The organism is Amycolatopsis sp. cmx-11-32, from assembly GCF_047608695.1.
In the GTDB taxonomy this organism is placed as follows: Bacteria; Actinomycetota; Actinomycetes; order Mycobacteriales; family Pseudonocardiaceae; genus Amycolatopsis.
The window spans coordinates 220,901-236,172 of sequence record NZ_JADNQN010000013.1 but is presented as its reverse complement, the minus strand read 5'-3'; the positions used below and the strand labels follow the sequence as shown (position 1 = coordinate 236,172).

Below are 15,272 nucleotides of genomic sequence, written 5' to 3'. Positions count from 1 at the left end.
CGATCGGGAAGTGACCGTCGAATCGCCGGAGAAACTGGCCGAAGCCCTCGAAGCGGTCGGCTACCTCGCCGACGACGGCATCGCCACGGCCGGATTCCTTGCCCTGCGGCTCGGCCGCCCGTTGTTCTGCGAGGGCGAACCGGGCACCGGCAAGACCTCACTCGCCTTGGGACTGGCCGAAGCACTCGGCATGCCACTCATCCGGCTTCAGTGCCACGAAGGCATCGACGCCGCCCAGGCGTTGTACGAGTGGGACTTCCCCCGCCAGTTGCTGCATCTGCGGGCGCTCGAAGCCGCCGGTGACGGCGGCCTCGACGTCGAGGCCGCCGAGCAGTCCCTTTACACCGAACGATTCCTGCTCTCCCGGCCACTGCTGAAGGCGTTGCAGATCGCGCCGTGCGTGCTGCTGGTCGACGAGATCGACCGCGCCGACGACGAGTTCGAGGCGTTCCTGCTGCAACTCCTCGACGAGAACGCCGTCACCATTCCCGAGTTCGGCGAGGTGCGCGCCGAGCATCCGCCGCTCGTGGTGCTGACCTCGAACCGGACCCGGGAAGTTCACGACGCGCTCAAGCGCCGTTGTCTTTACCACTGGCTCGAACATCCGGACCTCGGCCGTGAGATCGAGATCCTGCGACGCAGGATCCCGAACCTCGGCGAAGGGCTCGCGGCGCAGGTCGCGAACGCGGTGCACCGGCTCCGGGCGATGGAACTGCTGAAACCACCCGGGGTGGCGGAATCCCTCGACTGGGCTCAGGCGCTCCTAGCGCTGGAAGTGTCCGAACTGGACGCCGCGGCGGCGGCGCGGACGCTCGGTGCGGTGCTCAAGTACAGCGAAGACCTCGACCGGGTCCGCGCCAAGCTGGACAAACTGCTCACCTGACCTGGTCAGCGCCGCCGTAGTGCCGGGTCGAGCAGCGACGGCGGGGTATCCATCTTTTCGTCCGGGGCGAGGTCCACACCGGGAGCGACGATCTCGTCGATCGCGTCGAGGACGTCGGACGGCAGCACCGTGTCCGCGGCGGCGAGCTGGGATTCCAGGTGCTCCAGGGTGCGCGGCCCGATGATCGCGCTGGTCACGGCCGGATGCGCGGTCACGAAGCCGAGCGCGAGCTGGATCAGCGTCAGACCGGCCTCGTCGGCGACCTTGGCCAGCCGTTCGACGGCTTCGAGCCGGGCCCGGTTCGCCGGGATGGCCAGGTCGAAGCGCTGCGGCCGGACCTTCGAGCGGTTGGTGGTGATCTCCTGCCCCGCGCGGACCGCGCCCGAAAGCCAGCCCGAGGCGAGCGGGCTCCACGCCAGCACGCCCAGCCCGTATTCCTCGGTCACGGGCAGCACATGCGTTTCGATGCCGCGCTGCAGGATCGAGTAGCTGGGCTGCTCGGTGACGTACCGGCTCAGGCGGTGTTCGCGGGCGGCCCACTGTGCCCGCACGACGCGGTAGGCGGGGAACGTCGACGAACCGAAGTAGCGGATCTTCCCCGCGTGCTGGAGATCGGTCAGCGCCGAAAGGGTCTCCTCGTCGCTGGTCTTCGGGTCCCAGCGGTGGATCTGGTAGAGGTCGACGTGGTCGACGCCGAGGCGGCGCAGGCTGTTGTCCAGTTCGGTGACCAGCCAGCGCCGTGAAGCGCCCTGATGGTTGCGGTCGCCGCCCATCGGCATGGTCGCCTTCGTGGCAAGCACGATGTCCTCGCGGCGTCCGGTGATGGCTCTGCCGACCATTTTCTCCGACTCGCCGGCGCTGTACAGGTCGGCGGTGTCGACGAGGTTGATCCCGCCTTCGAGGGCGGCGTCGACGATGGCGGTGGCCTCGTCCTGGGTGGTGCGCCCGATCGCGCCGAAGTTCATCGCGCCGAGCGCGAGGGTACTGACCTGCACGCCGGTCCGGCCCAAGGTGCGGTACTGCATGACGGTGTCCTCCATGGCAGGATGAGCAAGCGGAACGTTGCTCCGCTAACGATATGGAACACTGTTCCGCTTGGCAAGCATGGTGGAGGATGCCGCGTGGTGAGTGAAGAAGGCGCCAAATCCAAACGCGCGGACGCCCGGCGCAACGAGAAGACCCTGCTCGACGCGGCCGCCGCCGTTTTCGTCACCTCGGGCGTCGAGGCGCCGGTCCGCGACATCGCGGCCAAGGCGGGCGTCGGGATGGGCACCATTTACCGGCACTTCCCGACCAGGGCGGATCTCATCATCGCCGTCTACCGGCACCAGGTCGACGCCTGCGCCGAGGCCGGGCCGGAGCTACTGGCGTCGAGCGATTCCCCGTACGAGGCGTTGCGACGCTGGATCGGCCTCTTCGTCGATTTCCTGGTCACCAAACATGGCCTCGCCGCCGCGTTCCAGTCGGACAACACCGGCTTCGAGCCGTTGCACGCCTACTTCCTCGACAGGCTCCTGCCCGCGTGCACGACGTTGCTCGACGCCTCGGCCGAATCCGGCGAGATCCGCTCCGATCTGCAGGCGATCGAAGTCATGCGAGGCGTCGGGAATCTCTGCATCGGCGCCGACAGCGATCCCCGCTACGACGCGCGCCGGATGGTCGGGGTCCTCATCGCCGGACTGCGCGTCACGACCTGACCGTTCAGCATCTTCAGGAAGCCGTTCTCGTAAGCCACGGGATCGGCGTCGTAGCCGACGTTCTGCGAAGTTCCCTCCGGCGTCACGTAAGTACGGCCCGCCGCGGCGCCGTCCTGCCTTACGTCGACCTTCGCCTGCCGCAGCTTCACCGGGCTCACGGCGTCGAACACCTCGGACGAGACGAGCGTGTCCCACCAGAACGCGGTCCCGTCCTGGACGTACGGGACGAGATCGGGCTGGGTGACGATGGAGTGCACCAGCTTCGCCTCCGCGGTCCGGGCTTCGCGGCCCAATCGCTCCACATAGGACGGTGTGATGGGGACGTCGTTCGTGGCATCCAGCGGAACGATGTCGACGCGGCGGATCCCGGCGAAGACCTTGTCCGCCGAAGCGGGGTCGAGCCACATGTTGACCTCCTGGGTTCCGTCGAACTTCCCCGCGTCCGGGCCGAACACGTTGCCGGGGACGTCGAAGGCACCGCCCATCACCGAAAGCCGTGAAATCCGCTGCGCCACACCGGGAACGGCCATGGCCTTCGCGACATTCGTGAGCGGACCGGTCGCGATCACAACGACTGGCTTCGCCGACTTGAGTACCGTCGCGGCGAGCAGCGCCGACGCCCGGACCCGCGACGGACGGTGCGAAACCCCCGCGTCACCGAGTGCGCCGTTGAGGATGCTCTCGGTCCACGCACGGCTGTCGGCGGGCATCGGGTTCACGCCGGTGTCGGATCCGTCCGCGACCGGAATGCCGGAGAGTCCGCACTTCCCGAGTGTCGTCCGCACGTGGGTCAGCGCGCGTCCGGGAATTCCCGCGCCGTTGTTGGTGACGGTGACGGCGCGCAGATCGACGCGGCGCTGTTTGTGGGCCTGGCACAGATACGCGAGCGTCGCGATGTCCGCGAAATCGGAGTCGCCGTCGAACACCACCGGGACCGGGGCGGGCGGCGGGGTCGCCGAGGCGGCCGGGGCGGCGGCCGCGCCGAGGGCGCAGGCGAGCAGGGTGGCGAGCACGGCACGGGACGGGAACATGGCGTCACCGTAGCGAGGATTCCCGGTAGGACCTAGGTCCTCTTCGGCGCCGAAAGCTTGGCGACGGCCCGCCGGGCGCGCTACAACTCGATTATGGAACGTACACAGTGTTGTGTGGTGGGGGGCGGTCCGGCGGGGATGGTGCTCGGACTCCTGTTGGCGCGAGCCGGGGTCGAGGTCACCGTTCTCGAAAAACACAAGGACTTCTTCCGCGATTTCCGTGGTGACACGGTGCATCCGCCGACGTTGACGCTGCTCGACGAACTCGGGCTCGGCGAACGGTTTGCGGAACTCCCGTCGAAACGGCTGGAGAAGATGCGGATGGTGATCGGCGACAAGACGATCGTCGCCGCCGATTTCAGCCGGGTTCCCGGGCCGCACAAGTACATCTCGATGGTCCCGCAGTGGGACTTCCTGAACCTGCTCGCCGAAGCGGCTGCCGAGGAATCGACGTTCACCCTGCGGATGGGCGCCGAGGTCACCGGACTGCGCCAGGGCGGCGGGGTGCGTTACCTCGATTCCGACGGGGTGGAGCGGGAATTGGCCGCGTCGCTGGTGGTCGGCTGCGATGGCCGGGATTCCCTGGTGCGCGCGGAAGCGGGGCTCGTGCCGCACGAGTACGACGTGCCGATGGACGTGTGGTGGGTCCGCGTGCCCAAACTCGAAGACACGGGTAAGGAAGCCCAGGTGTTCGGCTGTTTCGCGAACGGCCACGCCGGCGTGACGATGGACCGCGGCGACTACTACCAGACTTCGTACCTGATCAGGAAGGGCCAGGACGAGGCGCTGCGTGCCGAGGGCATCGAGAAGTTCCGCGAGCGGATCGGCGCCCTGTTCGGCTGGGGACAGGGTGAACTCGCCGCGATCCGCGATTGGGACGACGTCAAACTGCTGAAGGTCCGGATGTCCAAACTCCCGCACTGGTACTCCGAACGGGTGCTCTGCATCGGCGACGCCGCGCACGCGATGTCGCCGGTCGGCGGGATGGGCGTCAACATCGCGGTGCAGGACGCCGTGGCGGCCGCGCGGATCCTCGCCGCGCCGCTCCGGAGTGGCACGCTGACCGCGCGGGACCTCGGCCGCGTGCAACGCCGCCGGAACGTCGCCGTCACCCTCGCCCAGAAGCAGCAACTGGGGGAACACAAGATGCTCATCGAGCCCGCCCTCGACGGGACGCTGAACGAGCGGACCATCCCCCTGGTTCTCCGGATCTCGGACCGGTTTCCGCTGCTCACCGGCCTGGGCGCCTTCATGGGTGGCATCGGCCCCCTCCGCGAGAAACCCCCCGTCTTCGCCCGCCGCCGACCCCGCGTTTCGTCCTCTAGTTGCGGTACTTGCACACGCAACTACCGCAACTAGAGGACGAAACGCGCGCACAATGGAGGGGTGAGCGATCCATTGGCGGGTTTCGTCGGCTTCGCGGAGGCTTTGCGCGAAGCCGGTTTGCCGTGCGACGCACACCGAGTCCAGGCGTACCTCGCGGCGGTCGGCGAGGTCGACCTCGCCGACTCCGAGCAGCTGTACTGGGCAGGACGGCTGACACTGTGCTCCGACCCCGACGACCTCCCGCGCTACGACACGGCGTTCGACAGCTGGTTCACCGAGGCGGAATCCGGTCCCCGGCGGCGAGGCCGGGAGGCACCCCCGAAGCGCGCCAGGATCGCCGCGCTCGCGCAGGCCCCGGGCCAGGGCGAGTCCGGCGCGGAGCCCGACCAGCTCCGCGTGGCGGCGAGTGACGACGAGATCCTGCGACACCGCGACCTCGCCGAACTGACCATCGCCGAACGCGCTCACCTGCGGGAACTGCTGGCGAAGCTCCGCCCGGCCCTCCCTCCGCGGTCATCGCCGCGCCGCCGCGCCGCCCGGCGGGGCACTCTCGATCCGTCACGCACGCTCCGCGCGATGCTGGCCGGAGGCGGCGAGCCCGTTCGCCTGGCGTACCGGCGGAGGAGCACGAAACCGCGCCGTCTCGTCTTCCTGATCGACGTCTCCGGCTCGATGGACCCGTACGCCGACGCCCTGCTGCGGTTCGCGCACGTCGTCACCCGGCGCGCTCCCGGCCGGGTCGAGGTGTTCACCCTCGGTACCCGGCTCACCAGGGTGTCCCGCCAGCTGCGCCTGCGCGATCCCGAGCACGCGATGCTCGCCGCGGCCGCCGCCGTCCCCGATTTCGCGGGCGGGACCCGGCTCGGCGAGACCCTGCGGGCCTTCCTCGACCGCTGGGGACAACGCGGCGTGGCCAGGCGTTCCGTGGTCACCGTGTTCTCCGACGGCTGGGAGCGGGGCGACCCCGGGATGCTCGGCGAGCAGCTCGCCAGGCTGCGACGGCTCGCGCACGTCGTATTCTGGGTGAATCCGCACGCGGGGCGGGCAGGTTACGCGCCCGTGCAGTCCGGCATCGTGGCCGCGCTCCCGTACCTCGATCGGCTGCTCGCCGGGCACAGCTTGGCCACGTTGGAACGACTGCTGGTGGAGATCGCCGATGCGTGACGTACTGGACGAACTGCACCGCCGCTGGGCGGCCGGTGAGACCGTGGGGGTCGGCACGGTGGTGGCGACGTTCTCGTCGGCGCCGCGGAGCCCGGGCGCGGCGATGCTCGTCGCGCCGGACGGCACGGTCACCGGCAGCGTCTCCGGCGGCTGCGTCGAGGGTGCCGTCTACGCACTCGCGCGACAGGTGGTCGCCGACCGTGCCCCGGTGTTGCAGCGCTACGGCGTCACCGACGACGACGCGTTCGCGGTCGGGCTGACCTGCGGCGGGATCATCGACATCTACGTCCAGCACATCGACCGCGACTCGATGCCGGAACTCGGCGACGTCGTCGAATCGGTCCACAGTGGACAGCCGGTGGCCGTGGTGACGGTGATCGAGCACGAACGGGAAGGGCTGGTCGGCGAGCACCTGATCGTCTGGCCGGACCGTGTCGCCGGTTCGCTCGGCTCCTCCCGGATGGACGACGCCGTCGCCGACGACGCGCGCGGAATGCTCGTGGCGGGCCGCACCGGCACGCTGCACCACGGGCCGGACGGGCAGCGCCGCGGCGAAGGGATGACGGTCTTCGTCAACTCCTTCGAGCCGCCCGCGAGGCTGCTGGTGTTCGGCGCGATCGACTTCGCCGCCGCGATGGCGAAAATGGGCGCGTACCTCGGCTACCAGGTCACGGTCTGCGACGCGCGGCCCGTGTTCGCGACGAAGAGCCGGTTCCCCGACGCGGACGAGGTCGTCGTCGACTGGCCGCATCGCTACCTGAACGCCGAAGCCGAGGCGGGCCGGACCGACGGCCGGACCGCGATCGCCGTGCTCACCCACGACCCGAAGTTCGACGTGCCGTTGCTGGAGGTCGCGTTGCGGCTCGACGTCGGCTACGTCGGCGCGATGGGCTCGCGCAAGACCCACGACGACCGGTTCGCGCGGCTGCGCGAGGCCGGGGTCACCGAGGCGGAACTCGGACGGCTGGCCTCGCCGATCGGGCTCGACCTCGGCGCGCGGACGCCGGAGGAGACCGCGGTGTCGATCGCGGCGGAGATCATCGCGCTGCGGTGGAGCGGTTCGGGCTCGCGGCTCGCCGAACTCACCGGCCGGATCCACGGCTGACGCCGGGAACCGGGACAGCCTGGCTCGACTTGACCACGTCGAAGGCAGGCAGGGTCTCGAACCGTTTGACGTGCTCGGTGAACAGTTTCCGGGAAAGGTACCGGCTCGCCTTGAGATCCGGCGTGAGCAGGACGACGACGTAGTCCCACTGCCCGACGATGCTGTAGCAGTGCTGGACTCGCGGTTCGGCCAGCATGCGCGCGCGGAACGCGTCGTGATGCTCCACGTCGTCGTCGGTCAGCGCGACCAGGATGACCGACGCCATCCCGGCGCTCAGCGCTTCCGGATCGAGTACGGCGACCTGAGCGCGGATCACGCCCGCCGCGCGCAGCCGGGTCAGCCGTCGCTGGACCGCGCTCGGGGAAAGGCCGACGGCGTCACCCAGATCGTGCAGCGGGCGGGCCGCGTCGACCTGGACGAGGTCGAGCAGCAGGTGGTCGATCTCGTCGAGAGGCACGCAAGATTTTTGCACACGGACGGGAAAACTTACAATCGGCATGATCGGCTTCTCGCCTAGTTTGAGCGTCATGACCGACATCGACCTGCAGCTGGACCACATCGCCGAGGCGGCGAAGAAGATCGATCCCGTTTTCCTGAACTCCCCGCAGTACAGCGACGAACAGCTGAACGAACGGCTCGGCCGTCGTGTGCTGGTGAAGGTCGAGACGCTGAATCCGTTGCGCAGCTTCAAGGGCCGCGGCGCGGACTACTTCGCCGCCGGGCTGGAGCCGGGCACCACGATGGTGTGCGGCACGAGCGGCAACTTCGGGCAGGCCGTCGCCTTCGCCGCCAGGAAACGCGGCCTGCGGGCCGAGGTTTTCGTCCCCGCCGACATCTCCCCGATCAAACTCCGGCGGATGAAGGCACTGGGCGCCCGGGTGCGCCGGGTCGACGGCGAGGCGAAAGCCGCCGCTGCCGCCTTCGCCGCCGAAGCGCCGGATCGCGTCTTCGTGGTCGACGGCCGCGAGCCCGCGATCTCCGAGGGTGCGGGCACGATCGGCCTGGAACTGGCGCGGGAGAGCCGGATCGACACGGTAGTCCTCCCGGTCGGCGACGGCGCGCTGATCGCCGGGGTCGCGCTCTGGCTCAAGGCGCATTCGCCCGACGTCCGCATCGTCGGTGTCGGGACCGAGTCGGCCCCGGCGATGGAGAGGAGCTGGCGGGCGGGTGAATCGATCACCGTCGACCGGGCGAACTCGTTCGCCGGCGGGATCTCGATCCAGACCCCGGAGCCGGAGTCCCTTCGTCGGATGCGGTCGCTCGTCGACGACTTCGTGCTGGTCAGCGACGACGATCTGCGCGCGGCCATGCGCTTGGGCGCGGAAACCCTCGGCGTCGTCCCGGAACCCGCGGGCGCGGCCGGGCTGGCCGCGCTGACCGTGCACGACCTCCCGGGCGACTTCGCCGCCACCGTGGTCACCGGGGCGAACGCCGATCTGTCGGTGCTGGGCATGACGGGCTGAACCAGCCGGTCGGCTCAACGACGTCAGTCGATCAGCCGTCGCCCGCCCCACGCGACGGCTGGTGTGCTCGGAGCATGCTGCTGAGACGCACCTTGACGGTGTTCGCCGCCATCGGCCTGCTCCTCGCCCCGGTCACGACACAGACCGCCACAGCACATCCGAGCACCATCCAAGCCGGACGGCTCACCGAATGCTCGGAGTCCGATCACCACGGTGACAAACGGCTCGGCCCGGAGAAACTCCCGGTGCTGGGCGCCGTCGGTTTCCAGCTCATCGGCTACCGCCGCACCGGGGCCTTGGCCGAGCAACGTTTCCTCGACACCTACTACGACCAAGCGGCCGCGTCGTGGCGCTATCCGCCGAAGAACGGCTACGTCCTGCGGCCCGACGGGACACCCATCCAGTACGTGATCACGTTGACACCGGGCAAGCGGATCGACAGGTACGGCAGTGAGTACGGTTCCTTCCTCGCGCCGAAGGGATCTCCGTACGCGTCGAGGGCGATCCCGCCGCAGAGTCTCGATTCCTCGCCGGGCGCGAGCTGCAACTATCACGCCTATCGGGTCGCGAAGTCGTTCGCGGTCCACTCCGGTCCGATCGCCGCCTGGTTCGCCCAGCCGGGTGGGGGATTCCAGTACCAAGTGGACGGTGCGTTGCTGCCCGGCTCGCCACCTTCGGTCAACGTCGGATGGTTGATCGCCAATGGTTTCCTCGAACGATCGGCATAGACCGGCAACCGCACCTGCGGAGAATAAGTCGTAGAGATCGACGCAACTGCGGGCCCGGCCGGGAGTCACCCCCTGGTGGGGGTTGTTCCGGCCGGGCAGACGTAGCACGCTCGACTGTGAGTCCGATCACGGCCCGCCCGGGGTCGGTCCATGACAACCGGATGACCGGCCGCTCCCGAACGACCCCGGACCAGCGCGGGGTTTCTGTTGCTTTTGGAGGCCTGATGCGCGTCACCGTCACCGTCGACGGCACCAGCTACACAGACGACGTCGAACCCCGCACCCTGCTCGTGCACCATCTGCGCGAACACGTCGGGAAGGTAGGCACCGTGGTCGGTTGCGACACCAGCAACTGCGGGGCCTGCACCGTCCACCTCGACGGGCGCAGCGTGAAATCCTGTTCGGTACTCGCGGTCCAGGCCGACGGCTGCGAAATCACCACGATCGAAGGACTCGCCCGCGACGGCGAACTGCACCCGGTGCAGAAGGCCTTCCACGAGAATCACGCGCTCCAGTGCGGATTCTGCACACCCGGCATGATCATGCAGTCGATCGATCTGCTCGCAGACAATCCCGATCCGGACGAGAAGGCCGTCCGGGAAGGGCTCGAAGGCAACCTGTGCCGCTGCACGGGTTACCAGAACATCGTCCGCGCGGTGCGCGACGCCGCCCACCAGATGCGGCCCGGTGCCGGTCCCGAAGCCGAGCGGCTCGCCTCGGACACCGCTTCCCGTGTCGGCGCGGGTGGTGAGTGATGACCTCCACGATCGAACCGGAGGTCGGCAAGTCCCGTCGCCGCAAGGAGGACGAGCGCCTCATCACCGGCCGCACGCGCTGGACCGACAACCTGACACTGCCGGGCATGCTGCACCTCGCGGTGCTCCGCAGCCCGTTCGCGCACGCCAAGATCGTGTCGATCGACGTCACCGAGGCGAAGTCCGCGCAGGGTGTCGTCGCGGTCTTCACCGGGAAGGACCTTGATCCCGAGAGCGCCATCGGCATGCCGTGCGCGTGGCCGATCACCCCGGACATGAAATCGCCGAGACGGCCCATCCTCGCTTCGGACACAGTGAACTTCGCCGGTGAAGGCGTCGCGGTCGTCGTCGCCCGTACCTCGGCCGAAGCGCATGACGCGCTCGAAGCGATCGACGTCGAGTATGACGAACTGCCGGTCGTTCTCGGGCTCGAGAACGCGCTTGCCGAGGGCGCGCCGCTGGTGCACGAAGATCTCGGCACCAACCAGAACGCCGTATGGGTCTTCGATTCCGCGGGGGCGGGAACGGGAACCGACGTCGAGGACGCGATCGCGAACTCCGAAGTCGTCCTGAAGCGGCGCTTCCGCCAGCAACGGCTCGTGCCCGCCTTCATGGAACCGCGGGCGTGCGTCGTCGACCCGACCGGCAGCCAGCTGGTCATGTGGTCGGCCACCCAGGTCCCGCACATCCTCAAAACGATGACCGCGGCCACGCTAGGCCTGCCCGAGCACAAGGTGCGCGTGATCGCGCCGGACGTCGGCGGCGGGTTCGGCGGCAAGATCGCCGTGCTGCCCGAAGAGATGATGTCGACGCTGATCGCGCGGCGGCTCGGCAAACCGGTCAAGTGGAGCGAGTCCCGATCGGAGACCATGGTCGCCGCGCACCACGGCCGCGACCAGGTCCAGGACATCACCATTACCGCGAACCGCGACGGCACGGTGACCGGCCTCAAGGTCGAACTGCTCGCCGACATGGGCGCGTACCTCGGCCTCGTCGGCCCCGGTGTGCCGATCCTCGGCGCGTTCATGTTCAACGCCATCTACAAGTTCCCGGCGTACCACTTCGCCTGCACCAACGTGTTCACCAACACCACACTCACCGACGCGTACCGCGGCGCGGGCCGGCCGGAGGCCACGTTCGGCATCGAGCGGATCATGGACGAACTCGCCGTCGAACTGGGCATGGACCCGATGGAACTCCGCGAGAAGAACTGGATCAAGCACGAGGAGTTCCCGTTCACCACGGTGGCCGGGCTGACCTACGACTCGGGCAACTACGAGGCCGCCACCGCCAAGGCCAAGGAACTCTTCGACTACGACGGTCTCCGCCGGGAACAGAAGGAGCGACGGGATTCCGGCGACTCCGTCCAGCTCGGCATCGGCATCTCGACGTTCACCGAAATGTGCGGCCTCGCGCCGTCGCGGGTGCTCGGCTCGCTGGACTACGCGGCGGGCGGCTGGGAGCACGCGGAGATCCGGGTGCTGCCCACCGGCAAGATCGAGGTGATCACCGGCGCCTCCGCGCACGGCCAGGGCCACGAGACGGCGTGGAGCCAGATCGTCGCCGACAAACTCGGTGTCCCGTTCGAGGACATCGAGGTCATCCACGGCGACACCCAGTCCTCGCACAAGGGCATGGACACCTACGGTTCCCGGTCGCTGGTGGTCGGCGGGGTCGCGGTGGTCAAGGCGGCGGACAAGGTGCTCGCCAAGGCCAAGCCGATCGCGGCGCACATGATGGAATGCGCCGAGGACGACCTCGAATTCGAGGCGGGCAAGTTCTCCGTCAAGGGCACGGATTCCTCGACCTCCATCCAGGACATCGCGTGGGCCGTGTTCTCGGCGCACGACCTGCCGGACGGGGTCGAACCCTCGCTGGATTCGGCGGACACGTTCGATCCGGAGAACTTCTCCTTCCCGCATGGCACGCATCTGTGCGCGGCCGAGGTCGACACCGAGACCGGGCGCGTGCGGTTGCGCTCCTACGTCTGCGTCGACGACGTCGGCGTGGCGGTCAACCCGCTGATCGTGGAAGGCCAGGTGCACGGCGGACTCGCGCAGGGCATCGCGCAGGCGCTGTTCGAAGAGGCCGTCCACGACGAAGGCGGGACGCTGATTACCGGGACGTTCGCCGACTATCTCCTGCCGTCGGCGGCGGATCTGCCCCACTTCACCACCGACCGCACCGAGACGCCGTCGACGACGAACCCGTTGGGCGCAAAGGGAGTCGGCGAGGCGGGCACGATCGCCTCGACACCGGCGGTGGTCAACGCCGTGATCGACGCCGTCCGCCACTTCGGGGTGAACGACATCGAGATGCCGTTGACCCCGATGCGGGTCTGGCACGCCATCCAGCACCGGACGACCGCGGAGGGCGGCTTGGGTGCCGAAGCCGGCGGCGGCCTCGGTTCGATCGACGCTTCCGGAGGTGTCCAGTGATCCCGGCTCCGTTCGACTACGTCGCTCCGTCCACAGTGGACGAAGTGGTGAGTGCCCTCGCCGAGGCGGGCGAGGACGCCAAAGTGCTGGCAGGCGGGCAGAGCCTGTTGCCGGTGCTGAGGATGCGGCTCGCCACGCCGACCACGCTGATCGACCTCGGGAAGGTCGGCGAGCTGCGCGGTGTCCGCGAGGACGGCGACGCGCTGGTCATCGGCTCGATGACCACGCATCACGACGTCCAGCGGGACGAGCTGGTCGCCGAGCACGCCACCCTGCTCAAGGCCGCCACCGACACGGTCGCCGATCCGCAGATCCGCCATCGCGGGACGTTCGGCGGCGCCATCGCGCACGCCGATCCGGCAGGCGACCTGCCGGCCCCCGTGCTCGCACTCGGCTGCGAACTCGTCGTCGCCGGGCCGGGCGGGCGGCGGACGGTCGCCGCGGCGGACTTCTTCCAGGACATGTTCACCACCGCGCTCGCCGAGGACGAGATCCTGGTCGAGGTCCGCGTGCCGAAACACACCGGCTGGCGTGCCCACTACGAGAAGTTCAACCGGGTCGCGCAGGCGTGGTCCATGGTCGCGGTCGCGGCGTGCGTCCGCACCGAGGCCGGCACCATCGAGGAGGCGCGGGTCGCGCTCACCAACATGGGCTCGACACCGGTGCGGGCGGCCGGGGTCGAGGCGGCGCTGGTCGGCTGCGCGGCCACCGCCGAGGCGATCCGCGGCGCGGCCGAACACGCGGCCGAAGGCACGAACCCGACCGCGGACGGCAACTCCGACGTCGAATACCGGCAGCATCTCGCGCGGGTGCTGACCGGCCGGGCGGTGCTCGCCGCCGCGGGCTCCTGACACGAAGGGAGGTCGGCCCGTGCGGCTCGACCACGAATTCACCGTTCCCGCCCCGGTCGACGAGGTCTGGAAGGCCGTCGTCAATCCGGAACGAGTGGCACCGTGCATGCCAGGCGCCACCGTCACCGAGGTCGACGGGGACGCTTTCAAGGGCACGGTGAAGGTCAAGCTCGGGCCGATCTCCCTGCTTTACAAAGGAGCAGGCCATTTCGTCGCAAAGGACGCGGACGCCAGGAAAGTGGTGATCAAGGCGTCCGGCAAGGACGTCCGTGGCGCGGGAACGGCGTCGGCGACGGTGACCCTCACCCTCACCGAGAAGGACGGCGTCACCCACGGCACCGTGGTCACGGAACTGGCGGTCACCGGCAAACCGGCGCAGTTCGGACGCGGGATGATCTCCGAAGTCGGCGGCAAGATCCTCGACTCGTTCGCGGACTGCTTGTCCGGCAAACTCGCCACGAAGGCCGAACCCGCGAAGCCCGAAACCCCGGCGCGTCCGCCGTTGAAAGCGGTGAAGCCGGTGGCGGAGGGCGAGGCGATCGACCTCATGGAGTACGCGGGTGAGTCGGTGGTCAACCGGGTGGCGCCGGCGCTGGTCGCCCTCGCCGGGGTGCTCGTGATCGTCGCGATCGTGCGGGCTGTGACCCACCACGCGAAATAGTGCGGGCCGGTCACCGTTGAACCCGTTATGAAGGCGGATCACGAAGTCGACGTGGCGGTGATCGGGGCGGGCCAGGCAGGGCTGTCGGCGGCGTACCACCTGCGCCGCGCGGGGTTCGCGAACGAGGCGGGCTTCGTCGTGCTCGACCACGGCAAGCGGCCGGGCGGCGCGTGGCAGTACCGCTGGCCTTCGCTGGTGATGGAGAAGGTCCACGGCGTCTACGACCTCCCCGGGATGTCCTTCGGCACCCCGGGCCCGGACCGGCCCGCCGCTGAGGCCGTTTCCGAGTACTTCGGTCGCTACGAGCGCGCCTATGACCTTCCGGTCCATCGTCCCGTCGACGTCTTGTCGGTGCGCGGCGAGGACGATCGGCTGGTCGTCGCGAGTGCGACGGAAACGTGGGCCGCCCGTGCGGTGATCAGCGCGACCGGCACCTGGGACCGGCCGTTCTGGCCGTACTACCCGGGGCAGGAGACCTTCCGCGGCCGCCAGGTGCACACCGCCGACTACACCGGCGTCGGCGCCTTCCGCGGCAAGCGCGTCGTCGTGGTCGGCGGTGGCGCGTCGGCCGTCCAGCTGCTGCTGGAGATCGCGCCCTTCGCACACTCGACGCGTTGGGTGACCCGGCGCCCGCCGGTCTGGCGTGACGAGCCGTTCAGCGAGGACTGGGGCCGTGAGGTCGTCGCCAAGGTCGACAGGCGGGTCCGGGAGGGCCTGCCACCGAAGAGCGTCGTCAGCGTGACCGATCTGGCGGTGACACCCGAGGTCCGGGCGGGGCTGGACGCGGGGATCCTCGACCGGCACCCGATGTTCGAACGAATCACCCCGGATGGCGTGGTGTGGGCGGACGGCACCGTCGAGCCCGCCGACATCATCCTCTGGGCCACCGGTTTCCGTGCCGCCATCGACCACCTCGCGCCGCTGCGCCCGCGCGGGCCGGGCGGCGGGATCCGGATGGACGGCACCCGGGTCGTCGCCGAACCGCGCCTGCACCTGGTCGGCTACGGCCCGTCCGCCAGCACCGTCGGCGCGAACCGCGCGGGCCGCTCTGCTGTCACCGAGATCCGGCGCCTGCTCGGACGCTGAGGTCGTCGAGGATCCCGGCCAGCCCGGTGGGTTTCCGGACGTCGAACGGGTTGCCCCGGGGTGGCACGGTGACGAGGACATGGC

Annotated in this window: 15 protein-coding genes; 12 read left to right on the top strand and 3 right to left on the bottom strand. The window is 69.3% G+C overall.

The window, feature by feature from the left end; all coding sequences use genetic code 11:
• Positions 1–10: 10 nt before the first annotated feature.
• Positions 11–883 carry an AAA family ATPase gene (locus ACM6LR_RS31990; protein WP_414940922.1) on the top strand — a complete coding sequence of 291 codons (873 nt, stop codon included), beginning with the start codon at positions 11–13 and terminating at the stop codon, positions 881–883.
• A 5-nt stretch (positions 884–888) separates the two neighbouring features.
• Here the strand turns inward: ACM6LR_RS31990 and ACM6LR_RS31985 are convergent, their stop codons facing one another.
• Positions 889–1,908, bottom strand: a complete 1,020-nt coding sequence (locus ACM6LR_RS31985; RefSeq protein ID WP_414940973.1) for an aldo/keto reductase — start codon at positions 1,906–1,908, stop codon at positions 889–891.
• A gap of 99 nt (positions 1,909–2,007) precedes the next feature.
• Here ACM6LR_RS31985 and ACM6LR_RS31980 point away from each other — a divergent pair, with 99 nt between their 5' ends.
• Positions 2,008–2,580 (top strand): TetR/AcrR family transcriptional regulator, encoded by a 573-nt coding sequence (locus tag ACM6LR_RS31980; protein ID WP_414940972.1) that lies wholly within the window; start codon positions 2,008–2,010, stop codon positions 2,578–2,580.
• On the opposite strand, the gene ACM6LR_RS31975 is transcribed toward ACM6LR_RS31980, so the two are convergent.
• On the bottom strand, positions 2,523–3,611 hold the full coding sequence (locus ACM6LR_RS31975) for a nucleoside hydrolase (RefSeq protein ID WP_414945116.1): 1,089 nt from the start codon (positions 3,609–3,611) through the stop codon (positions 2,523–2,525). The genes ACM6LR_RS31980 and ACM6LR_RS31975 overlap by 58 nt on opposite strands.
• 93 nt (positions 3,612–3,704) lie before the next feature.
• On the opposite strand from ACM6LR_RS31975, the gene ACM6LR_RS31970 reads away from it, so the two are divergent.
• From ACM6LR_RS31970 to ACM6LR_RS31960, 3 genes are read left to right on the top strand one after another with little or no spacing between them, the layout of a single operon-like run.
• The gene (locus tag ACM6LR_RS31970) at positions 3,705–4,970 is read left to right on the top strand and encodes an FAD-dependent oxidoreductase (RefSeq protein ID WP_414940920.1); all 1,266 of its coding nucleotides are present in this window, start codon (positions 3,705–3,707) and stop codon (positions 4,968–4,970) included.
• A 27-nt stretch (positions 4,971–4,997) separates the two neighbouring features.
• A complete protein-coding gene (locus ACM6LR_RS31965; RefSeq protein ID WP_414945115.1) occupies positions 4,998–6,101 on the top strand; it encodes a vWA domain-containing protein in 1,104 nt (367 codons plus the stop codon).
• Complete coding sequence (locus tag ACM6LR_RS31960) at positions 6,094–7,206, top strand: XdhC family protein (RefSeq protein WP_414940918.1); 1,113 nt, start codon at positions 6,094–6,096, stop codon at positions 7,204–7,206. The genes ACM6LR_RS31965 and ACM6LR_RS31960 overlap by 8 nt, the downstream gene beginning before the upstream one ends.
• On the opposite strand, the gene ACM6LR_RS31955 is transcribed toward ACM6LR_RS31960, so the two are convergent.
• Positions 7,184–7,663, bottom strand: coding sequence for an Lrp/AsnC family transcriptional regulator (locus tag ACM6LR_RS31955; protein ID WP_414945114.1), 480 nt, complete (start codon positions 7,661–7,663; stop codon positions 7,184–7,186). The genes ACM6LR_RS31960 and ACM6LR_RS31955 overlap by 23 nt on opposite strands.
• Positions 7,664–7,733: 70 nt before the next feature.
• On the opposite strand from ACM6LR_RS31955, the gene ACM6LR_RS31950 reads away from it, so the two are divergent.
• The 7 genes from ACM6LR_RS31950 to ACM6LR_RS31920 all read left to right on the top strand — a co-directional run bounded on the left by ACM6LR_RS31950 (position 7,734) and on the right by ACM6LR_RS31920 (position 15,188).
• Positions 7,734–8,669 (top strand): threonine ammonia-lyase, encoded by a 936-nt coding sequence (locus tag ACM6LR_RS31950; RefSeq protein ID WP_414940916.1) that lies wholly within the window; start codon positions 7,734–7,736, stop codon positions 8,667–8,669.
• A gap of 74 nt (positions 8,670–8,743) precedes the next feature.
• Entirely contained in the window at positions 8,744–9,397 is a 654-nt protein-coding gene (locus tag ACM6LR_RS31945) for a TNT domain-containing protein (RefSeq protein WP_414940915.1), read from the top strand.
• 224 nt (positions 9,398–9,621) lie between these two features.
• On the top strand, positions 9,622–10,152 hold the full coding sequence (locus ACM6LR_RS31940) for a (2Fe-2S)-binding protein (protein WP_414940914.1): 531 nt from the start codon (positions 9,622–9,624) through the stop codon (positions 10,150–10,152).
• A complete protein-coding gene (locus tag ACM6LR_RS31935; RefSeq protein ID WP_414940913.1) occupies positions 10,152–12,590 on the top strand; it encodes a xanthine dehydrogenase family protein molybdopterin-binding subunit in 2,439 nt (812 codons plus the stop codon). Before ACM6LR_RS31940 ends, ACM6LR_RS31935 begins: the two co-directional genes overlap by 1 nt.
• Positions 12,587–13,441, top strand: coding sequence for an FAD binding domain-containing protein (locus ACM6LR_RS31930; RefSeq protein WP_414940912.1), 855 nt, complete (start codon positions 12,587–12,589; stop codon positions 13,439–13,441). Before ACM6LR_RS31935 ends, ACM6LR_RS31930 begins: the two co-directional genes overlap by 4 nt.
• A gap of 19 nt (positions 13,442–13,460) precedes the next feature.
• Positions 13,461–14,102 (top strand): SRPBCC family protein, encoded by a 642-nt coding sequence (locus ACM6LR_RS31925; protein ID WP_414940911.1) that lies wholly within the window; start codon positions 13,461–13,463, stop codon positions 14,100–14,102.
• Between the two features lie 27 nt (positions 14,103–14,129).
• A complete protein-coding gene (locus tag ACM6LR_RS31920) occupies positions 14,130–15,188 on the top strand; it encodes an NAD(P)-binding domain-containing protein (RefSeq protein WP_414945113.1) in 1,059 nt (352 codons plus the stop codon).
• Positions 15,189–15,272 lie beyond the last annotated feature (84 nt).

Excerpts from the sequence above, each read along its gene's own strand:
- ACM6LR_RS31985 (WP_414940973.1), bottom strand. The coding sequence starts at position 1,908 with ATGCAGTACCGCACCTTGGGCCGGACCGGCGTGCAGGTCAGTACCCTC.
- ACM6LR_RS31975 (WP_414945116.1), bottom strand. The coding sequence starts at position 3,611 with ATGTTCCCGTCCCGTGCCGTGCTCGCCACCCTGCTCGCCTGCGCCCTC.
- ACM6LR_RS31970 (WP_414940920.1), top strand. The coding sequence starts at position 3,705 with ATGGAACGTACACAGTGTTGTGTGGTGGGGGGCGGTCCGGCGGGGATG.
- ACM6LR_RS31960 (WP_414940918.1), top strand. The coding sequence starts at position 6,094 with ATGCGTGACGTACTGGACGAACTGCACCGCCGCTGGGCGGCCGGTGAG.
- ACM6LR_RS31950 (WP_414940916.1), top strand. The coding sequence starts at position 7,734 with ATGACCGACATCGACCTGCAGCTGGACCACATCGCCGAGGCGGCGAAG.
- ACM6LR_RS31945 (WP_414940915.1), top strand. The coding sequence starts at position 8,744 with ATGCTGCTGAGACGCACCTTGACGGTGTTCGCCGCCATCGGCCTGCTC.
- ACM6LR_RS31940 (WP_414940914.1), top strand. The coding sequence starts at position 9,622 with ATGCGCGTCACCGTCACCGTCGACGGCACCAGCTACACAGACGACGTC.
- ACM6LR_RS31935 (WP_414940913.1), top strand. The coding sequence starts at position 10,152 with ATGACCTCCACGATCGAACCGGAGGTCGGCAAGTCCCGTCGCCGCAAG.
- ACM6LR_RS31920 (WP_414945113.1), top strand. The coding sequence starts at position 14,130 with ATGAAGGCGGATCACGAAGTCGACGTGGCGGTGATCGGGGCGGGCCAG.